Genomic DNA, 19,309 nt, shown 5'->3' on the forward strand with positions numbered 1-19,309 from the left:
CACAAACCTGATACGATTCCAGCCCATTTACCAGAAATTTTTGTCAATGACAAGATTAAAAAAAAGAAGTTGGGAATCTCAGATAGAATATTTCTCTGTCCTCTTGGTGCATAACTTCCATGACCACATTTGGTGAAAATCCCTTTTCCCCCCAAGAAATAGCCTCAGAAGGCATAAAACCAGAAGAATATACCGAAATCGTCCGCCGCTTAGGCCGTCACCCCAACAAAGCCGAACTAGGAATGTTTGGGGTGATGTGGTCAGAACATTGCTGTTATAAAAATTCCCGTCCATTACTCAAACAGTTTCCCACCACAGGCCCCCGCATTCTTGTCGGACCCGGTGAAAATGCCGGAGTTGTGGATATCGGCGACGGACTACAATTAGCGTTTAAAATAGAATCCCATAACCACCCTTCCGCCGTTGAACCATTTCAAGGTGCAGCCACGGGAGTAGGGGGGATATTAAGAGATATCTTTACAATGGGGGCGCGTCCCATAGCCTTATTAAATTCTTTGCGCTTTGGTGATTTGAATGATCCCAAAACCCAAAGATTATTTACGGGTGTAGTTGCGGGAATCTCCCATTATGGTAACTGTTTGGTCAGTGGCGAAACATTTATCTGGAAAGATCAAGAAGGTGTGCATTTTGATACGATTGGTAATTTTGTAGAATCGCGCTTACCTGCTAATGTCCACACTTTAGAGATAGACGATGCTAATGCAGTTACAACCCTGTCCTTAGACCCAGATCAGCATACTGTAAGTTGGCAGCGTGTCCGCCGTATTTTCAAACGTTGTACCCAAAATCTCATGACTATCCGCACCGCTTTGGGGCGTAAGCTGATAGTTACCCCAGACCATCCCATGCTAATTTGTGCAGAAGGTCAATGGGATGTATCCCCAGCACAATCTTTAAAAGTGGGTGATCAAATTCCCATTATCACCGCTTTACCGGAATTAGAACCAGGAGAAAACCAAAACGCACCCCTAGACTTAATTGCTGGTTTAAACCCAGAAGATGCTAGTGGTAAAGATGTTTATGTACAACTACCGGAAAATTGGCAAGTCACGGAAGTTGTGCGGACTGCATTGCGGTTAATTGAACCTTCAGCTACTAATCGTCATCACTATTTAAGCACTGGTAGACTCCCACTTTCTCACTTTTTAGCCCTAGAACTGCTGCTTAACGTTTCCCGCAGTGATATTAGTCTATTCCGACGTGGCAAAGCTAACTATATGCCAGCAGTTATTCAGCCAAATGAATTATTTGCCCGATTAATTGGCTATTTCTTGTCTGAAGGTTGCGTTTCCCAAAATGGCAACACATACAAAATTATTTTCACCTTTGCCCACCATGAAACAGAGTATGTTGAAGATGTAATTGCTGGATTGAAGCAATTAGGATTACGCCCCTGTGTGGAAAAACGCGCTTCTACTATCGCTGTTTATGCAACTTCGTGGTTATTAGGGCATTTCCTCAAAAATGTATGGCAATGTGGAACTCAAGCCAGTAATAAGGCTTTTCCCGCTTGTATTTTTCAATGGTCACAAAATTTGCAGCGTGAAGCCCTGAAAGGCTTACTGCGTGGTGACGGTTCAATGACTACAAAAACTAATGGTAATCATGCCAAAATCAGTTTTGGGACAACCAGCCATCAATTGTTTGAACAAACAGTTATCCTGCTGCAAAGTCAAGGAGTCATGCCCTATATTTATCAAAGACCAGCGGGGGAAGGAGAAATAGAGGGACGTAAGCACATTCGCAAACCATTATGGCAATTGGAAGTTAGTAATTTTGCGGGATTAAAAGAATTAGCAACTGTCTTTAGTCAACAGCGCAATGCAGAATTAGCAGTTGCCCTGAATCGTTACAATGGCAGTAAATATTCATTTCCCCGCTTTACTCAGTCTGCGGCAGATGTGGCTGTTGTCAAAATTAAAAGTATCGAATGTCAAGCCGTTGATGAATGTGATGTTTACGATGTGGAAGTAGATAACACCCATCTTTTTGTAACTTCATCTGGGATTGTTACTCATAACTGCGTCGGGGTTCCCACCGTTGGTGGTGAAGTCTATTTTGACCCCGCCTACTCGGTCAATCCCCTAGTCAACGTTATGGCTTTGGGTTTGATGGAAACGGCGGAAATTGTTAAATCAGGGGCTTCAGGCTTAGGAAATCCCGTGCTGTATGTGGGTTCAACCACCGGACGGGATGGCATGGGCGGCGCAAGTTTTGCCAGTGCGGAATTGACTGAGGAATCAATGGATAACCGTCCCGCTGTGCAAGTAGGAGATCCATTTGTCGAAAAGTCCTTAATTGAAGCTTGTTTAGAGGCATTTAAAACCGGGGCTGTAGTTGCGGCACAGGATATGGGGGCTGCGGGTATCACCTGTTCCACTTCGGAAATGGCTGCAAAAGGTGGTGTGGGGATTGATTTCGATTTAGATAAAATTCCGGTGCGGGAATCGGGAATGATTCCCTATGAATACCTGCTTTCGGAATCTCAAGAACGAATGTTGTTTGTGGCCGAAAAAGGACGAGAACAGGAATTAATTGATATTTTCCACCGTTGGGGACTGCAAGCGGTGGTTGCGGGGACGGTAATTGCAGAACCCATTGTCAGAATTTGGTTTGAGGGGAAAATAGCTGCCGAAATCCCGGCTGATGCTTTGGCGGAAAATACGCCTTTGTATGAAAGAGAATTATTAACAGAAGTCCCCGAATATGCCCAAAAAGCATGGCAATGGACAAGTGATAGTTTACCTGTTTGCAATGCTGCGGGTATTGAAATTGCAGGAAGTCTGCAAAGTTGGAATCAGATTCTATTGACTTTGTTAGATACTCCCTCTATTGCTTCTAAAAGCTGGGTTTATCGCCAATATGACCATCAAGTTCAAAATAATACCGTATTGTTACCCGGTGGTGCTGATGCGGCTGTGATTCGTATCCGTCCCTTAGAAGCACCCCAAAATCCAAAATCCAAAATCCAAAATCTAAAATCCGGCGTTGCAGCTACGGTAGATTGTAATTCTCGTTATGTTTATCTTGATCCCTATGAGGGGGCAAAGGCAGTAGTCGCGGAAGCTGCCCGCAATCTTAGCTGTGTGGGCGCTGAACCCATCGCTGTGACGGATAACCTCAATTTTGGTAGCCCAGAAAAACCCATTGGTTATTGGCAATTAGCGTCCGCTTGTCGGGGTTTGAGTGAGGGTTGTCGGGAGTTGGGAACGCCGGTAACTGGGGGGAATGTCTCTCTCTACAATGAAACTTTTGACGCGGAAGGTAATCCTCAACCAATTTACCCGACTCCGGTTGTGGGTATGGTGGGATTGATTCCTGATTTAACCAAAATTTGCGGACAAGGTTGGCAAAATGCAGATGATATAATTTATCTTCTAGGTTTATCAATTCAATCCAAAATCGTTCGACTGAGCGAAGTCGAAGTCCAAAATCCAAAATATAAAATAGAATTAGGTGCTTCTGAATATTTGGCAACGATTCATAATACGATCGCTGGTAAGCCCCCTAGAATTGATTTTGATTTAGAACGACTGGTACAAAAAGCTTGTCGTGAGGGTATTCGCGCTGGTTGGGTAAATTCTGCCCATGATTCGGCTGAGGGTGGTTTGGCTGTAGCTATAGCGGAATCTTGTCTTTCTGGGAATTTGGGGGCGGAAATTAATTTCCCAATTAGTGCAAATCACGATTCCCGTTTTGATGAAGTTCTTTTTGGTGAAGGTGGGGCGAGAATTTTAGTTTCTGTCAGTGGAGAAAACCAAGAAAAATGGGAATCCTATTTACACCGAACTCTTCCAGAGAATTGGCAAAAACTGGGAACAGTAACTAATTCCGGTAATTTAGAGATTTTAACCGCAGATAACCATAAGTTACTCCAGGTTAGTCTCGAAGATATGAGCGATCGCTATTCTCAGGCAATCTCTAAACGTCTCGCTATCTACACCAATACCTAATCAACAGCAAAAATCAAGGTTTGAATACGAAAATTCACAATTCATACTTGATTCTTAACCAATTTACGGTACTGTTTTAATGGATGGTTAAAGATTTGTTAAGAAGAAGGAGTCAGGAGTCAGGAGTCAGGAGTCAGGAGTCAGGATAAAAATTAATTATTCCCAATTCCCAATTCCCAATTCCCAATTCCCAATCACCAATCACCAATCACCAATCACCAATCACCAATTCCTAGTTCCCACTGAATCGACACCCCACCAGGAGCAATACCAGCATGATTCCCCTTAATTCCGTTACCTCGGATGAAAACGCCTGTGACAAACCAGAAGAAGCTTGTGGTGTGTTTGGCATTTATGCCCCAGAACAAGACGTTGCTAAATTGACCTACTTTGGATTGTATGCTCTTCAGCATCGGGGTCAAGAATCTGCTGGAATTGCTACCTTTGAGGGTACGCGTGTCCACCAGCACAAAGATATGGGCTTGGTGTCTCAAGTCTTTAATGAAACTATCTTAGATCAATTACCCGGAAATCTGGCAGTTGGTCATAATCGCTATTCCACTACCGGTTCTAGTCGTAAAGTTAACGCCCAACCCGCTGTAGTCGAAACTCGGTTGGGTTTATTAGCTCTGGCACATAATGGTAATTTAGTCAATACCGTAAAATTGCGAGAAGAGTTACTCAAAGATAAGTTTAACTTAATCACGACCACGGACTCGGAAATGATTGCTTATGCGATCGCTCAAGAAGTCAACGCTGGTGCAGATTGGGTAACAGGGGCTATGAGTGCCTTTCATCGTTGCGAGGGTGCATTTAGTCTGACTATTGCCACACCTGATGGTATAATGGGAGTCCGTGACCCCAACGGCATTCGTCCCTTAGTCATTGGTACTTTAGATAGTAAACCAGTCCGTTATGTTCTCGCTTCCGAAACCTGCGGTTTAGATATTATCGGTGCGGAATATCTGCGTGATGTTGCCCCTGGAGAATTGGTTTGGATCACTGAAACTGGTTTAGAATCATTTCAATGGCATCAACAATCAGAACGCAAACTTTGCATCTTTGAAATGATCTACTTTGCCCGTCCTGATAGCCTCATGCACAACGAAACTTTATATAGTTATCGAATGCGGTTAGGACGGAAAATGGCGGCTGAAGCCCCTGTAGAAGCTGATTTAGTGTTTGGTGTTCCTGATTCTGGTATTCCTGCGGCCATTGGTTTTTCTCAAGCTTCTGGTATAGCTTATGGTGAAGGACTGATTAAAAATCGCTACGTCGGTCGCACCTTTATTCAACCTACCCAAGCCATGCGGGAATCAGGGATTAAAATGAAACTTAATCCCCTTAAAGATGTCTTATTCGGTAAGCGAGTTGTCATTATTGATGATTCCATTGTCCGGGGAACTACTAGCCGTAAACTTGTGCAAGCCTTGCGTGATGCTGGTGTGTCCGAAGTTCACATGAGAATTTCTTCTCCTCCTGTAACTCATCCTTGTTTCTATGGTATTGATACTGATACCCAAGATCAATTAATTGCTGCTACGAAGTCAGTGGAGGAAATAGCCAAGCAATTACAAGTTGATAGTTTAGCTTATTTGAGTTGGAAAGGAATGCTAGAAACCACCAGAGAAGATACTAATAGTTTTTGTTCAGCTTGTTTTACTGGTGATTATCCTGTGGCTATTCCTGAAAAAATGAAGCGTTCTAAATTAATTTTAGAAAAGGTTGTAGTTTAGATAATTCTATCATCTTGTGGGGTGGGCATCTTGCCCGCGCCTCAATATTTAATTGTCAGAATCAGGATATCCAGGATTTGAGGATTAACAGGATTGTTATTGATTATTTTTCTGTGGGAATTTGTCAGAATCAGGATGTCCAGGATTTGAGGATTAACAGGATTGTTATTGTTTAATTGATGGTTTGATTTTGTGTCTTTTTTTGTCAGAATCAGGATGTCCAGGATTTGAGGATTTACAGGATTGTTATTGTTTAATTGATGGTTTGATTTTGTGTCTTTTTTTGTCAGAATCAGGATGTCCAGGATTTCAGGATTAACAGGATGTTATTGTTTAATTGATGGTTTGATTTTGTGTCTTTTTTTGTCAGAATCAGGATGTCCAGGATTTCAGGATTTACAGGATGTTATTGATCAATTTTCTGTTTGCATCATAGCATCAGAATTTAAAGATATGATATCATTATTTAATCTATATTTATCATCTTTTAGTAAACAAAAATTACATCCTGCACATCCTATAATCCTAGTTATCCTGATTCTGACAAAAAGATACAAAATTAAACCAGAAATTTAAAAATCACATCCTGTAAATCCTATAATCCTGGTTATCCTGATTCAGACAAATATTATCAGACAATCTCATTCAATGCTGGTAAGCTATTAACTATTTTCACTGTTTCTAAACTTACTTTCACAATCCTTTTGACTAATTCCACTATATAACGGGGATTTTCTGACCAATGGTTAGGGTCGTTAATTATGCCACTATCCTTATCTTTAGTGACTTTGTACCTTTCCATTATCCATTCTAGGGCTGATTTGCCATTTACTATATATTCGTAGGCTTCTAGGGGGATTTGGGATAGAGTAAGTTTACTATTATAGATGATGATGGTTTTATCTATGCCGTTTTTATGCTTACCAAAGACCATTTTTTCGACTCGATAATCTTCGTCATCTAAATATAATTCTTTTTTAAATTCTTCTAATTCATAAGGTTCTATGGTTTCATAGTTTAAATGCCAGTATGCTAATTCTCTTCCGGCTTTACTGAATGTCCAAAAATCGGCTGTAAAGGGGATTCGTGGTAACATTTTCTTGAGGTCAGATGCAAAGCGTTGTTTATATTCGGGTGAATGTAATACTCCATAAATGTAATAGAAGATGTCTTCTTTGCTGATGGTTTTGTCTTGATATTTTTGCTGATATTCTTTTAAGATGCTATCGGAGATGTTTTCTTTTTTGGTGTATTGTTCTGTGTTTGCTGTTGCAAATAGTTCTCCTAGTTCGCTTTGTTTTTCGTAGATATATAAGGGGAAACATTGAGTTGCTGAATGCTGCATATTCAAGTCAGTCAATGTATCAGTAATAAGAACAGATTGTTCTTTTGTACCACCAAGTCCACTAATACAAATGACTAAATTTTTTGACATTTTACCAGGAAAAATTCTTGGTAATTGATAAGTCATATCATTAAAATTTTTATTGAAATACACCCAGTTTTTACAGTAAGGTCTATACATTCCTATTACTACTGAATCAGAGTTGAATTGATATTTAATAAATCTTCCTACATCATTTTTTAATCCCCTTGACCAACTTATTTGTTGAGGGTCATTATCAATAAAATTTTCAACTTCTTTCTTTCTTTCTTCAATATTATTTAAAGTTAAACTTTTCACATAAGATTGAAATCGTTCAACCTGAGTATTATAAAACTCTATCATTCTACTCATATTTTGTGTTAATTGCTGATCTGAAAAATTATAAGCCCAAGCTGCGCGACTGGTATTTAAACCAAGTGAATACACATCAAAAATAATTTTAGTAGTTTTATCTTTTTTATCTCCTAACGAAATAAAACTTTCAAAATCATTATTACGTTGGTTAATCCAATCATAATTTTCATTAGGGGTGATTTCTTGCCATTTAATAGTAGAAATATCACCGAAATTTTTAATAATATCGAGTTTTTCTTTTTGACTTAAATAATCACCAATATCATAATAAAATACTTTATTTTCTGATTTTTTATGAGAATTTTTGATTAAGAAAATAATAGCAATAGTAGTTCTTGTACCTTCACCAAAAACATTACCTTTTTCTTGTCTTCTTTGTTCTCCAGAAGTTCTCGCATTACCTCGTAAATTAAAACAATAAATGCTAGTAAATTCATCTACTAAACATTTTCTTAATCCATCCATTGAATTACTATCAATAAAAGAGCCATTTGTAACATAACAAACTATACCTTTATCTTTAATTCTGTCAGTTCCCCATTTTATACCACGAATGTAAGAATCAATAAGAGTATTTTTATTAGTAGCGCTAGAATATTTAGCATAACTATTTCTAATTTTTTCATCTAAATTTTCATATTTGAGATTTTTATTACCATCATTTTCGCTTTTTTGTCCAGCAGAATAAGGAGGATTACCAATAATCACAGTAATATTCCTTTGCTTTTGATTAATTACCCGTTGATTATTTTCAGGAAAGATACTTTCTAACAAATAACCTGCATTTTCAAACATTTGAAATGTATCCGTTAAAACAATGCCATTAAAAGGTTGATAACCATGTAAAGAGGTTGCATTGTGTGAATGTAGAGACGTTCCATGGAACGTCTCTACATCAACGGGTAGAGAAGATTGAGTTAAAAAATGATAACTTTCCTCAATATTAATTGCTGCAATATAATAAGCTAATAAAACAATCTCATTACAATGCAACTCATAACTAAACTTCCGTTGTAAATCCTCTGGTTTAATTAACCCACTTTGCAACAACCGCACCATAAAAGTACCCGTCCCGGTAAAGGGGTCCAAAATATGCACACCCTCATCACTTAAACCCACACCAAATTCTTGTTTTAAAGCAAAATCAGCACTTTTAATAATAAAATCTACCACTTCCACGGGAGTATAAACAATTCCCAATCTTTCTACCAACTTGGGAAAAGCCGCACGGAAAAATTTATCATATAATTCAATAATTATCCTCTGTTTTCCTTCCGCATTATCAATACCACTAGCTTTTTTTCTGACACTTTCATAAAACTTGTCTAAAGTCTTGACTTCCTTCTGCAAAGATTGACCTTCTAACACATCTAACATTCTTTGCATTGTCTGAGAAACCGGGTTATATTTAGTAAATTCGTAACCCTCAAACAAAGCATCAAAAACCGGTTTAGTAATTAAATGTTGAGATAACATTTCAATGGCTTCATCTTCGGTGACATTAGGATTAATATTTTGATGTAACCCTGTGATAAAGTCATCAAATACTTTTTTCGCTTCTGATTCTGAATTTTCTAATAATGCTTTAATTCGGGAAATGTGAGTATCAGCAATCTCCGCTACATTTTTAGCCCATTTTTCCCAATACTGTCTATCACCACATTTAGTAACTATTTTCGCATAAATGGCATTTCTCCATTCTTCAATGGGAAAATTTAATTCTAATTGTTTGTAAGAACTTCCTTTTTTTGCACTTTGAGAACTTCCATTATTTTCAGTTTTACCTCCCACTCCAATCACAGCAATTTGGGGAGGACGACGTTTATTTAATTCTATTTTATTGACAGTATCATTAAATCGGTCATCATGGGAGCGTAAAGCCTGTAAAACTTGCCAAATTACCTTATATTTTTGATTATCTTTTAAAGCAATTTCGGGAGGTATATCAGCAGGAATACCAACCGGTAAAATAATATAACCGTATTTTTTCCCCTCAGCTTTTCTCATCACTCTACCAACGGACTGTACCACATCCACCACAGAATTACGAGGAGTGAGAAACATCACAGCATCTAAAGCCGGAACATCCACACCTTCCGATAAACACCGCGCATTTGATAAAATTCGACAGATATTACCGCTATTTCCCCCCCCTTGTAGGGGGGGTTCAGCTTTTAACCATTCTAATTTACCGTTTCTTTGTAAGGAGTTTTGAGTACCATCAACGTGGTCTAAATTACATTGTAATAAATCTTCATCATCAGGATTTAATTGTTGATATTGATTAATAATATCAGCGAATAATTTAACAATCTTTTGAGAATCTTTAATCGTGCGAGAAAAAGCAACCGCACGTTTCATGGGGTTGATATCTTCTATATCTTCTCCTTGAGCATCTTTAATTAAACGTTTTGCTAAACCATTCCAACAACCGATAATTTTTACCGCGTCATCTAAATCTAATTCATTATTTGCGTCTGCTAATTGTTGTTGAAAAGTTGCACTCACAAATTTTTCATCAACAGCTAAAACCATGACTTTATAATCAGTTAATAAACCAGTGCTGACAGCTTCCCCAAAACTTAACCGATGAAATTCTTTACCATAGATATTTACATCATCCATGGAACATAAAAAAGCGTCATTTTCCTGTGCTTGGACTTTGGTATCATCACTAAATATTTTCGGAGTTGCTGTCATGTAAAGACGTTTTTTAGCTTTGATAAAATCTTGATTATGTACTCTGACAAAATAAGATTCATCTTCACCAGAAATAGTTACACCTGTGGTTCTATGGGCTTCATCACAGATAATTAAATCAAATTCTGGTAAACCTTGTTTCTGTGCATCTGATATAGCTTGAATTGATTGATAAGTGGAGAAAATAACGGTTAATTCTGATTGATTATGTTGATTTTGATTTTGTAGAGACGTTGGATTTTTTTGTAGAGACGTTCCATTTTTTTGTAGAGACGTTCCATGGAACGTCTCTACATTTGGTAGATTATTAACATTTGGGGTATTATTTTCACGGATTTTTTGATAGGATTTAATAATATCATCAGCGTTAGTTGTGGCAGGAAAAGCTAAATCATTAACTGTAATATCTGCAACATCATCATTTTTAGATTTTTTCTTATTTTTACCCACATTCACATCAGAACAAACTGCAATACTATGAAAATTAATATCACTTTCTGCTGTCCATTCTCGCAAAGTTTGGGAAAGTAAAGAAATCGAAGGAACTAAAAAGAGAATTAAATTATTTTCTCTAGGGAAATTTTCCGCAATTTTCAAAGCAGTAAAGGTTTTACCAGTACCGCAAGCCATAATTAATTTACCTCTATCTCCCGTTTTAAACCCAGCGAGGACTTTTTCTAAAGCGGTTTGTTGATGAGGACGAATTTGTTTTTTTGGTTTAAGTTCTAAATGATCAGGATTTTTGAAACTGAATTTATCCCAATTAATGGGACTATTTGCTAAATCATAAATATCAGCACGAATAACAGGAATTTGTTGATTTTCTAATGCTGCTTCGGCATTTTTACTCCACTTGTTTGTAGTGGAAATAATCATGCGTTTTTTAAATAAATTTGTCCCGGAAGCGGTAAAAAATGAATCTATATCTGATTTTTCTAAAGTTTGATCTTCTCCATAACATTTACATTGAATAGCACAATAATCGCCAGTATCTCTGATTACTGCTACTAAGTCAATACCTGTATCAGGCATATTTCCCCGTTTCGGGAAATCCATCCATAACCAGACTTCGCTAAAATACTCTTTATAAATGGGATCAGTTTTGAGAAAATTCAACATTAATCGTTCAAACTTATCACCTAATTCACGGGGAGACGTGGAATTTTGTCTAAATTCTGCTAAAATTGTGTTAATAGTCATTTTTAGTTTTTCCTGGTTTTTTAGAATTATGATTTACAGGATTTTAATTGTTGGTGAGTTTTATAATTTATTTGTCTGAATCAGGATAACCGGTTACTGAGCGAAGTCGAAGTACAGGATTTACAGGATGTTATTGATTAATTGATGGTTTGATTTTGTGTCTTTATTTGTCAGAATCAGGATGTCCAGGATTAAAGGATTTTCAGGATTTTGATTGTTTAATTGTTGGTGAATTTTATAATTTATTTGTCAGAATCAGGATATCCAGGATTAAAGGATTTTCAGGATGTTTATTTGTCTGTCATTGTTGAAATCATAAAATTGTGATTTTACTACCTACAATTTTCATCATCATCCTGTACATCCTCAAATCCTGGTTATCCTGATTTGTGACAATTAATATAATGTTGGGTTTCATTTCATTCTACCCAACCTACAATTTTCATCATCATCCTGTACATCCTCAAATCCTGGTTATCCTGATTCAGACAGTAAAAATGTTAACCATCAATCCTCTAAATCCTCAAATCCTGGTTATCCTGATATGGCTTGCACCACGCTACGCTATCAGACAATTATTCATAAATTAGCCTATTTCCTTCTTTCTTGCAACTTCCGATAAACTGCTTTTAAATCAACCTGATGATGCGCTAAGGCTACAAGAGTATGATAAAACAAATCTGCAACTTCACCAGCAATTCCATCGGCATCATCATCCTTGCAGGCCATGACTACCTCCGCGCTTTCCTCACCAATCTTTTTCAAGATCTTATTATCACCACCAGCCAGTAATTTACAGGTATAGGAATCTTCATTAGGATGATCGCGGCGATCGCAAATTACCGCAAACAATTGTGATAAACTATCCCCTGGTGGTGGTGTCACCGTGCCATCAACCTGGTGAAAACAACTACGTTCTCCAGTATGACAAGCTACATCACCCAACTGCTCCACCCCGATTAACAGAGCATCACTATCACAGTCATAACGAATAGTTTGTACCTTCTGAATATGTCCAGAAGTCGCGCCCTTGTGCCAAAATTCCTGCCGGGAACGACTCCAAAACCAAGTTTCCCCAGTGTCCAAAGTCCTTTGCAACGATTCCCGATTCATCCAAGCCATCATTAACACAGTTCCATCCAAATAATCTTGGATAATTGCCGGCACTAAACCCTTGTCATCGTAGCGAATTTTGTCCACAGGGATAGCAGATGAAAGCGATTTCAGTTCAGAAGAAGACATACCAGTTAATTTACAATAATTCTTTGACTCAAGATACCATTTTCAGCTAATCCCATACCAGAGAAATTCACAAGCAACTTTTCACCCTATCCTAAGATAGAAGCTCAATTTTAATCACCACCTCAGAGGAGATACCCTTGGTAAACACCACCATTAAAACCACAAAATCACAAGAAATCTTTGCTGCTGCTCAAAACCTGATGCCCGGAGGAGTCAGTTCTCCCGTTCGCGCTTTTAAATCCGTCGGTGGACAACCCATCGTATTTGATCGTGTGAATGGCGCTTATATTTGGGATGTAGACGGCAACAAATACATTGACTATGTTGGGACTTGGGGCCCCGCTATTTGTGGTCATGCTCATCCAGAAGTCATATCCGCACTACACGCAGCCCTAGATAAAGGCACAAGTTTTGGCGCTCCCTGCGCTCTCGAAAACGTTTTAGCCGAAATGGTCATTGATGCCGTTCCTAGCGTCGAAATGGTCAGATTCGTCAACTCTGGCACAGAAGCTTGTATGGCGGTATTACGCCTGATGCGAGCCTTTACAAATCGAGAAAAATTGATCAAATTTGAAGGCTGCTATCACGGACACGCAGATATGTTCCTGGTCAAAGCCGGTTCTGGTGTTGCTACCCTGGGTTTACCTGACTCCCCAGGAGTACCAAAATCCGTCACAGCCAACACCTTAACCGCGCCTTTCAATGATTTGGAAGCCGTAAAAGCCTTATTTGAACAAAACCCCCACGAAATCGCCGGAGTCATTCTTGAACCCGTAGTTGGTAACGCTGGTTTTATTACCCCTGATGCTGGTTTCCTAGAAGGACTACGGGAACTTACTCAAGAATATGGGGCATTATTAGTATTTGATGAAGTCATGACAGGCTTCCGCATTGCCTACGGTGGCGCACAAGCTAAATTTGGTGTTACCCCCGACTTAACTACAATGGGTAAAGTCATTGGTGGTGGTTTACCCGTCGGCGCTTACGGTGGTCGTCGTGAGATTATGTCAATGGTTGCCCCCGCAGGCCCAGTTTATCAAGCTGGGACTCTTTCCGGTAATCCTTTAGCCATGACAGCGGGAATTAAAACCCTGGAACTACTCAACAAACCCGGTACTTATGAGTATTTAGAAAAAATTACCAAACAGTTAGCTGATGGATTGCTAAAAATCTGTGCAGATACGGGTCATGCTGCCTGTGGTGGTCATATTAGTGCCATGTTTGGGCTATTCTTCACCGCTGGACCTGTGCATAACTATGAAGATGCCAAAAAGGCTGATACCGCTAAATTTGGTCGTTTCCATCGCGGAATGTTAGAGCATGGTATTTACCTAGCCCCATCTCAATTTGAAGCTGGTTTTACTTCTTTAGCACATACTTCCGAAGATATTGAACAGACATTAGCTGCTGCTAAAGAGGTGCTATCTAGTCTGTAAATAGGTAATAGGCAAGAGTCAAAAGTAAAGATAAATTTCTTTCCTGTTCTCTTTTCCCTTTTAAGCTGTTACGCAGCTAAATTTGATAACCCTAGTTTAGTAGGGATAATTCATGAATTACCCCTACTAGAGTTATAAAAATTAAATGCACTACAGCTTACCTCTGATAATTTTGGGAAATATTTAACAAAGTTTTCCGACAATAACTAAGTATAAATTTCGATTTTTCTTAATAATTTAATATTATTGTCATTAGCCTCGTTATTAATTATATTCGTGCTAAGTAGGTGAACGGCAAAAAACCGTAATATGTAACGAAAAGTAAAATCGCCCAAACCCTCTTCACTCTTGCCTCTTGCCTAGTGCCATAACGACGATTTTCAATGCTAACCTACTTATTTTTATTAAAACTGTCATTGGTTAACCATCTGACTTTCCATTCTGGCATATTATCTCTAAATGTTCGTTTCTGTCAAAAATCTAGAATTGATTTGTCATCTGTAATGCAATAAATTGACTAAACCGATTTTGTCTAGATATACATTTTTAGGTTTTCCAGGATTGCGTTTTCTACCTCATATTTTTCATTAACTAATTTTGAAACAGCACTGAAAAGGTATGCAGTTGTGCAAAACCACAAGCTACAAGGTTCATTATCTTCTCAGTCTATTCTCCGATTAGCTATAGCTATTGCTATGCTGGCATCTTTATCTGTGGCTAGTATTAGTGTTTTTATTGTCCTAAAATTTCGGGATATAGATAATCAAAAATTAGCAACTGCTGCGATCGCAATACCAGAGATAAAAACAGTCACAGCCCTAGGTAGAATTGAACCAGAGGGGGAGGTAATTAAATTATCAGCACCTGTATCTGGAGAAGGAAGTCGAGTCGAAAAGATATTAATTCAGGAGGGAGATATGGTCAAAGTAGGACAGACAATTGCTATTTTAGATAATAGCGATCGCTTGCAAGCGGAATTAACAGAAGCCAAGGCAGAAGTGAGGATAATTCAATCTAAAATAGCTCAAATTCAAGCAGGTGTTAAACAAGGAGAAATTACGGCTCAAAAAGCGATAATTGACAGATTAGCTGTAGAAAGTCAAGGTGATATTGATACTCAAAAAGCAACTCTAGAAAAATTGCAGGCAGAATTACTCAATGCTGAATCTGAAAATAAACGTTATCAAGAATTATATACAGAAGGGGCAATTTCTGCGTCTCAAAGAGATAGTAAAAGCTTGAATGTAGAAACGGCTAAAAAAAGTCTTGAAGCGGCACAATCACAATTAAAAAAGCTGGAATTAAGTAGCCAACAACGAAAAAAGGAAGCTTCAGCAACACTAGATCAGATTTCTGAAGTTAGGAAAGTAGATGTAGAAGCTGCAATAGCCGAATTAAATCGGGCAGAAGTATTAGTGAAAAAAGCTACTATTAATCTCCAGAAAGCTTATGTAAAATCTCCTCAAAATGGACAAGTATTTGAAATCCATACCCACCCAGGAGAATTGATTACTAATAATGGCATTGCTGACATTGGTAAAACCAGTCAAATGTATGTAGTTGCTGAAGTTTACGAAAGTGATATTACCAAAATTCTTCAAGGTAAACAGGTGCGGATAGTTGGTGATATTTTTCCTCAAGAATTGCAAGGAAAAGTAGAAAGAATCGGTTTACAGGTAAGCAAGCAAAATCTCACTAATACAGATCCTTCTAGCAATATTGATAACAGAATAGTCAAGGTTCATATCCGACTAAATACAGCTTCTAGTCAGCAAGCAGCTAAATTTACTAATATGCAAGTTAAAGTAATTATTAGTCTTTAGTCAGTTGTCAGTTGTTAGTAGGGGCGAAGCATTTGGAAGATAAATTATCGGTCATTGCCAAAAATAGTTCTCCAAATGCTTCGCCCGTACAGTTGTTAGTTGTCAATTATCATTCCTATGATTAGTATTTTTCAACAATTTCGACGACGAACTCCTTTGGGTTGGTTGCAACTTACTCATGAAAAAAGTCGTTTATTCGTAGCAATATCAGGTATTGCTTTCGCTGATGTTCTTATGTTTATGCAGTCAGGCTTTCAAACTGCTTTATATGACAGCAATACTAGATTACATCGCAGTTTACAAGCTGATATTATTCTCATTAGTCCCCAAGCCCGTAGTTTACAAAGTATGTCTATTTTTTCCCGGAGACGACTTTATCAAGCAATGGATATACCGGGGGTGAAATCGGCTGAAGCTATGTATTGCAATCATATTATTTGGAAGAATCCCCAAACACATTTGGAAACCGGAGTTTTAATTATTGGGATAAATCCAGATCAACCAGCTTTTGATTTACCAGAAATTAATCAACAATTACAGAAGATTAAATTACCAAATACAGTTTTATTTGATCGGGCAGCCAGAGGGGAATATCAACAAGCAATAAAGAAAATTCAAGAAGGTAAAACTGTCACAACTGAAATTAATGGTAGCACAATTACTATTGGTGGTTTATTTAAACTTGGTGCTTCCTTTGCCGCTGACGGTAGTTTAATTACCAGTGCAAATAACTTCTCCCAAATCTTTGCCAGGCAGCCTACAAGTAGTGTGAACATCGGTTTAGTTAAAATCAAGCCAGGTTATAAAACTGACCAAGTTGTTGCCCAATTAAAGGCTTATTTGAAAGATGATGTTAAAGTTCTCACTCATCAGGAATTTATTGAATTTGAAAATAACTTTTGGAGTAGCAATTCTCCCATTGGGTTTATTTTTAATCTCGGTGTATCAATGGGATTTGTGGTTGGAGTAATTATTGTTTATCAAGTTCTTTCCACAGATGTTAACGCCCATTTGCGAGAATATGCAACTTTTAAAGCCATCGGATATCGTCATTTTTATTTACTAACTATTATTTTTGAAGAAGCTTTAATTTTAGCAGCTTTGGGATTTTTCCCAGGGGTAGCCGTATCTTTAGGACTTTATCAGCTAACCCGAACAGCGACAAATTTGCCCATGTATATGACCATAATTCGTGGTTTACAAGTGCTATTATTAACTATAATTATGTGTGCTATTTCCGGAGTAATTGCTACTAATAAACTCCAATCTGCTGATCCTGCGGATATGTTTTAATTGCTAGTTTACTTGCTTTCGTATTGGCAGCGCATTATTATACTTAAATTTCCCAAGTTATCTTGTTTTGGGTGGCATTTGTTCTGACTTGACCATTTGGGGCAACACTGGGGGATATTCTCACCAAACAACATGAGAAAAGCGGACTCGGTTATGCTACTATTGGCTCGTCTATAGTTAATATAGCTGTATTATGGTACTTAATTAGACATTTTTTAAACATTAATTAAGCAAAAATACTGATAACATAAACCGATTCGACAATTATCAAAGAATAGTTAATCTAGCTACAATTTTATCAAGCAAATATAAAAAAATTTTAGTTAGATAAATGAGATAATAGAAAAGTTGATCATCAAGTCATCGAAAATTATTAATAATGCCTAATTATTCCGAACAGTTTTCAATTACACCTGATGCTTATGCACCTAGATTAAAGCGTCTACGTCAATTTAGTAAGGTATTAGATAATATAATTACCGTTCCCGGAACACAAGTAGGAATTGGTTTAGATCCTATTATTGGATTACTTCCCATAGGAGGTGATGCTTTAGGACTCATACTTTCCTTTTATATTATCATTGAAGCTGCACAATTAGGCGTACCTACAGCCACATTAGGCAGGATGGTAATGAATGTAATTGTTGATTCCTTAGTTGGGGCTATTCCCATGTTAGGAGACTTGTTTGATTTTGCGTGGAAAGCTAATAATTACAATATTATTTTATTGGAAGAATCTTTAAAATCTCCTCAGCAAAATCAAAAAGCAGATAAATCATTTATCCTCATTTTTACTGTGGGTTTATTTCTACTGGCTATTGTCTTAATATCCATCCCCGTGATATTACTAAGAATATTATGGCAAGTCTTCACTGGTAATTAAATTATCCTATAAAATTATGAAAGATTGGTGGCAAGATAATTTTCCTCAAGGACGGCAATATCTCGTTATTCCTGATGCTCAAGGTTATCCAATTCAAATAGCTTATGGTGAAAAAGGTCGAGGTAAACCGCTAATTCTATTACATGGTTTAGGCAGTTGGAGTTATAATTGGCGACATAGTATTGAACCATTATCTCAACATTTTCGGGTAATTTGTTGTGATTTTAAAGGTTTTGGTTTTTCCGAAAAGCCTGTATCTCGTCGAGAAGAAAATGGACATCAAATTATTGAATTAAAACGCATTATTCAAGCTTTATGTGATGAACCACCCATAATAGTAGCAGAATCTATAGGAGCATTAATTTCTTTAGGATTAGCTGGTAAAAATCCTGATTTAATCGGACGTTTAGTAGTAATTAATGCCCCTATTTTTACAGAAAGCTTACCTCATTGGTCTATGGGTTTACTGGCACAAACACCAATAGAGATTATCCATGCAGTTGATAATTTACGTCTCGCATATTGGTTTGCACCTTTAGTCAGAGAAGTTATGGGAACAGAAAGACGGAAGGTATTGTATGATCCTTCCCTGTTAACAGAGGAAGATATTTACTGGATTACTTACCCATTTATTGAAATTCCGGGAACTTTGGTAAAAGTTGCGGAAGATTTACAAATTGCTGCTCAAGAAATTGAGAATTTGCGAACAAATCAGCCAAGTATGTTGAGTAATATTCAAAAAAATCTCAAAAATATTGAATGTCCAACTTTGGTATTATGGGGAGATCAAGATAGTTGGTTTCCTGCTAGTCATGGGGAAAAACTACATCAACATCTTCCCAATTCTCGGTTACAAATTTTGCAAAATTGCTATCATGATGCCTCAACTGGTTCTTCTACTATTGTGAATGCCGCAATTTTGGAGTTTTTAAAAGATACCAATTTCTTTTAAATAAATCTGATTGGATTTTTATTAGATAATAATTGCATTGTCTGAAAATTAGCAGGATTTTCCTGATCTTTTACCCAATTTATCGGATTGTTGACAATGTATTCACGAATATTATTTAATGCTTCCTCATTGCGGATAATATGTTCATAATAATTACGCTGCCAAATTACATTTCCTTTAGCTTTATTCATCCGATTAATTTGGCGTGTAGAAACTGATTTATAATTTTGAGTTATTGCCGCCAAAGATTCTGGTTTTGTCCCATTAATTTTAATTGTTTCACCCGTATAGACTGTAGGGGCGAAGCATTGGCTTGATAAATTTTGTTG

At 37.5% G+C, this 19,309-nt stretch carries 10 protein-coding genes; 7 read left to right on the forward strand and 3 right to left on the reverse strand.

The features are described from left to right. Window positions 1–119 precede the first annotated feature (119 nt). Both purL and purF read left to right on the forward strand, forming a co-directional pair. Window positions 120–3,974 carry a phosphoribosylformylglycinamidine synthase subunit PurL gene (gene purL / locus FJR08_RS04470; RefSeq protein ID WP_168632310.1) on the forward strand — a complete coding sequence of 1,285 codons (3,855 nt, stop codon included), beginning with the start codon at window positions 120–122 and terminating at the stop codon, window positions 3,972–3,974. Between the two features lie 275 nt (window positions 3,975–4,249). Continuing rightward, window positions 4,250–5,710 (forward strand): amidophosphoribosyltransferase, encoded by a 1,461-nt coding sequence (purF, locus tag FJR08_RS04475; protein ID WP_015083069.1) that lies wholly within the window; start codon window positions 4,250–4,252, stop codon window positions 5,708–5,710. A gap of 631 nt (window positions 5,711–6,341) precedes the next feature. Here the strand turns inward: purF and FJR08_RS04480 are convergent. Next, window positions 6,342–11,351: a type ISP restriction/modification enzyme gene (locus FJR08_RS04480; RefSeq protein ID WP_168632311.1), complete on the reverse strand. Its 5,010-nt coding sequence runs from the start codon at window positions 11,349–11,351 to the stop codon at window positions 6,342–6,344. 591 nt (window positions 11,352–11,942) lie between these two features. Next, window positions 11,943–12,593 carry a bifunctional phosphoribosyl-AMP cyclohydrolase/phosphoribosyl-ATP diphosphatase HisIE gene (gene hisIE / locus FJR08_RS04485; protein WP_015083067.1) on the reverse strand — a complete coding sequence of 217 codons (651 nt, stop codon included), beginning with the start codon at window positions 12,591–12,593 and terminating at the stop codon, window positions 11,943–11,945. A gap of 137 nt (window positions 12,594–12,730) precedes the next feature. Between hisIE and hemL the strand changes: the two genes are divergently transcribed. The 5 genes from hemL to FJR08_RS04510 all read left to right on the forward strand — a co-directional run bounded on the left by hemL (window position 12,731) and on the right by FJR08_RS04510 (window position 18,980). Further along, window positions 12,731–14,029 carry a glutamate-1-semialdehyde 2,1-aminomutase gene (gene hemL, locus FJR08_RS04490; protein WP_168632312.1) on the forward strand — a complete coding sequence of 433 codons (1,299 nt, stop codon included), beginning with the start codon at window positions 12,731–12,733 and terminating at the stop codon, window positions 14,027–14,029. 626 nt (window positions 14,030–14,655) lie between these two features. Continuing rightward, on the forward strand, window positions 14,656–15,852 hold the full coding sequence (locus FJR08_RS04495) for an ABC exporter membrane fusion protein (RefSeq protein ID WP_168632313.1): 1,197 nt from the start codon (window positions 14,656–14,658) through the stop codon (window positions 15,850–15,852). Window positions 15,853–15,969: 117 nt separating this feature from the next. Next, the gene (gene devC / locus FJR08_RS04500; protein ID WP_174782987.1) at window positions 15,970–17,145 is read left to right on the forward strand and encodes an ABC transporter permease DevC; all 1,176 of its coding nucleotides are present in this window, start codon (window positions 15,970–15,972) and stop codon (window positions 17,143–17,145) included. 379 nt (window positions 17,146–17,524) lie between these two features. Then, window positions 17,525–18,028 (forward strand): DUF4112 domain-containing protein, encoded by a 504-nt coding sequence (locus tag FJR08_RS04505; RefSeq protein ID WP_168632314.1) that lies wholly within the window; start codon window positions 17,525–17,527, stop codon window positions 18,026–18,028. 16 nt (window positions 18,029–18,044) lie between these two features. After that, window positions 18,045–18,980 (forward strand): alpha/beta fold hydrolase, encoded by a 936-nt coding sequence (locus FJR08_RS04510; protein WP_168632315.1) that lies wholly within the window; start codon window positions 18,045–18,047, stop codon window positions 18,978–18,980. Here FJR08_RS04510 and FJR08_RS04515 read toward each other — a convergent pair. Next, the coding region (locus tag FJR08_RS04515) for a transposase (RefSeq protein ID WP_174782988.1) at window positions 18,977–19,309 on the reverse strand (333 nt) is incomplete at its 5' end. The genes FJR08_RS04510 and FJR08_RS04515 overlap by 4 nt on opposite strands.

The sequence above is a fragment of the Dolichospermum sp. UHCC 0260 genome, from assembly GCF_009711985.1.
GTDB classification, from domain to species: Bacteria; Cyanobacteriota; Cyanobacteriia; order Cyanobacteriales; family Nostocaceae; genus Dolichospermum; species Dolichospermum lemmermannii.

Excerpts from the sequence above, each read along its gene's own strand:
- purL (WP_168632310.1), top strand. The coding sequence starts at position 120 with ATGACCACATTTGGTGAAAATCCCTTTTCCCCCCAAGAAATAGCCTCA.
- purF (WP_015083069.1), top strand. The coding sequence starts at position 4,250 with ATGATTCCCCTTAATTCCGTTACCTCGGATGAAAACGCCTGTGACAAA.
- FJR08_RS04480 (WP_168632311.1), bottom strand. The coding sequence starts at position 11,351 with ATGACTATTAACACAATTTTAGCAGAATTTAGACAAAATTCCACGTCT.
- hisIE (WP_015083067.1), bottom strand. The coding sequence starts at position 12,593 with ATGTCTTCTTCTGAACTGAAATCGCTTTCATCTGCTATCCCTGTGGAC.
- devC (WP_174782987.1), top strand. The coding sequence starts at position 15,970 with ATGATTAGTATTTTTCAACAATTTCGACGACGAACTCCTTTGGGTTGG.
- FJR08_RS04505 (WP_168632314.1), top strand. The coding sequence starts at position 17,525 with ATGCCTAATTATTCCGAACAGTTTTCAATTACACCTGATGCTTATGCA.
- FJR08_RS04510 (WP_168632315.1), top strand. The coding sequence starts at position 18,045 with ATGAAAGATTGGTGGCAAGATAATTTTCCTCAAGGACGGCAATATCTC.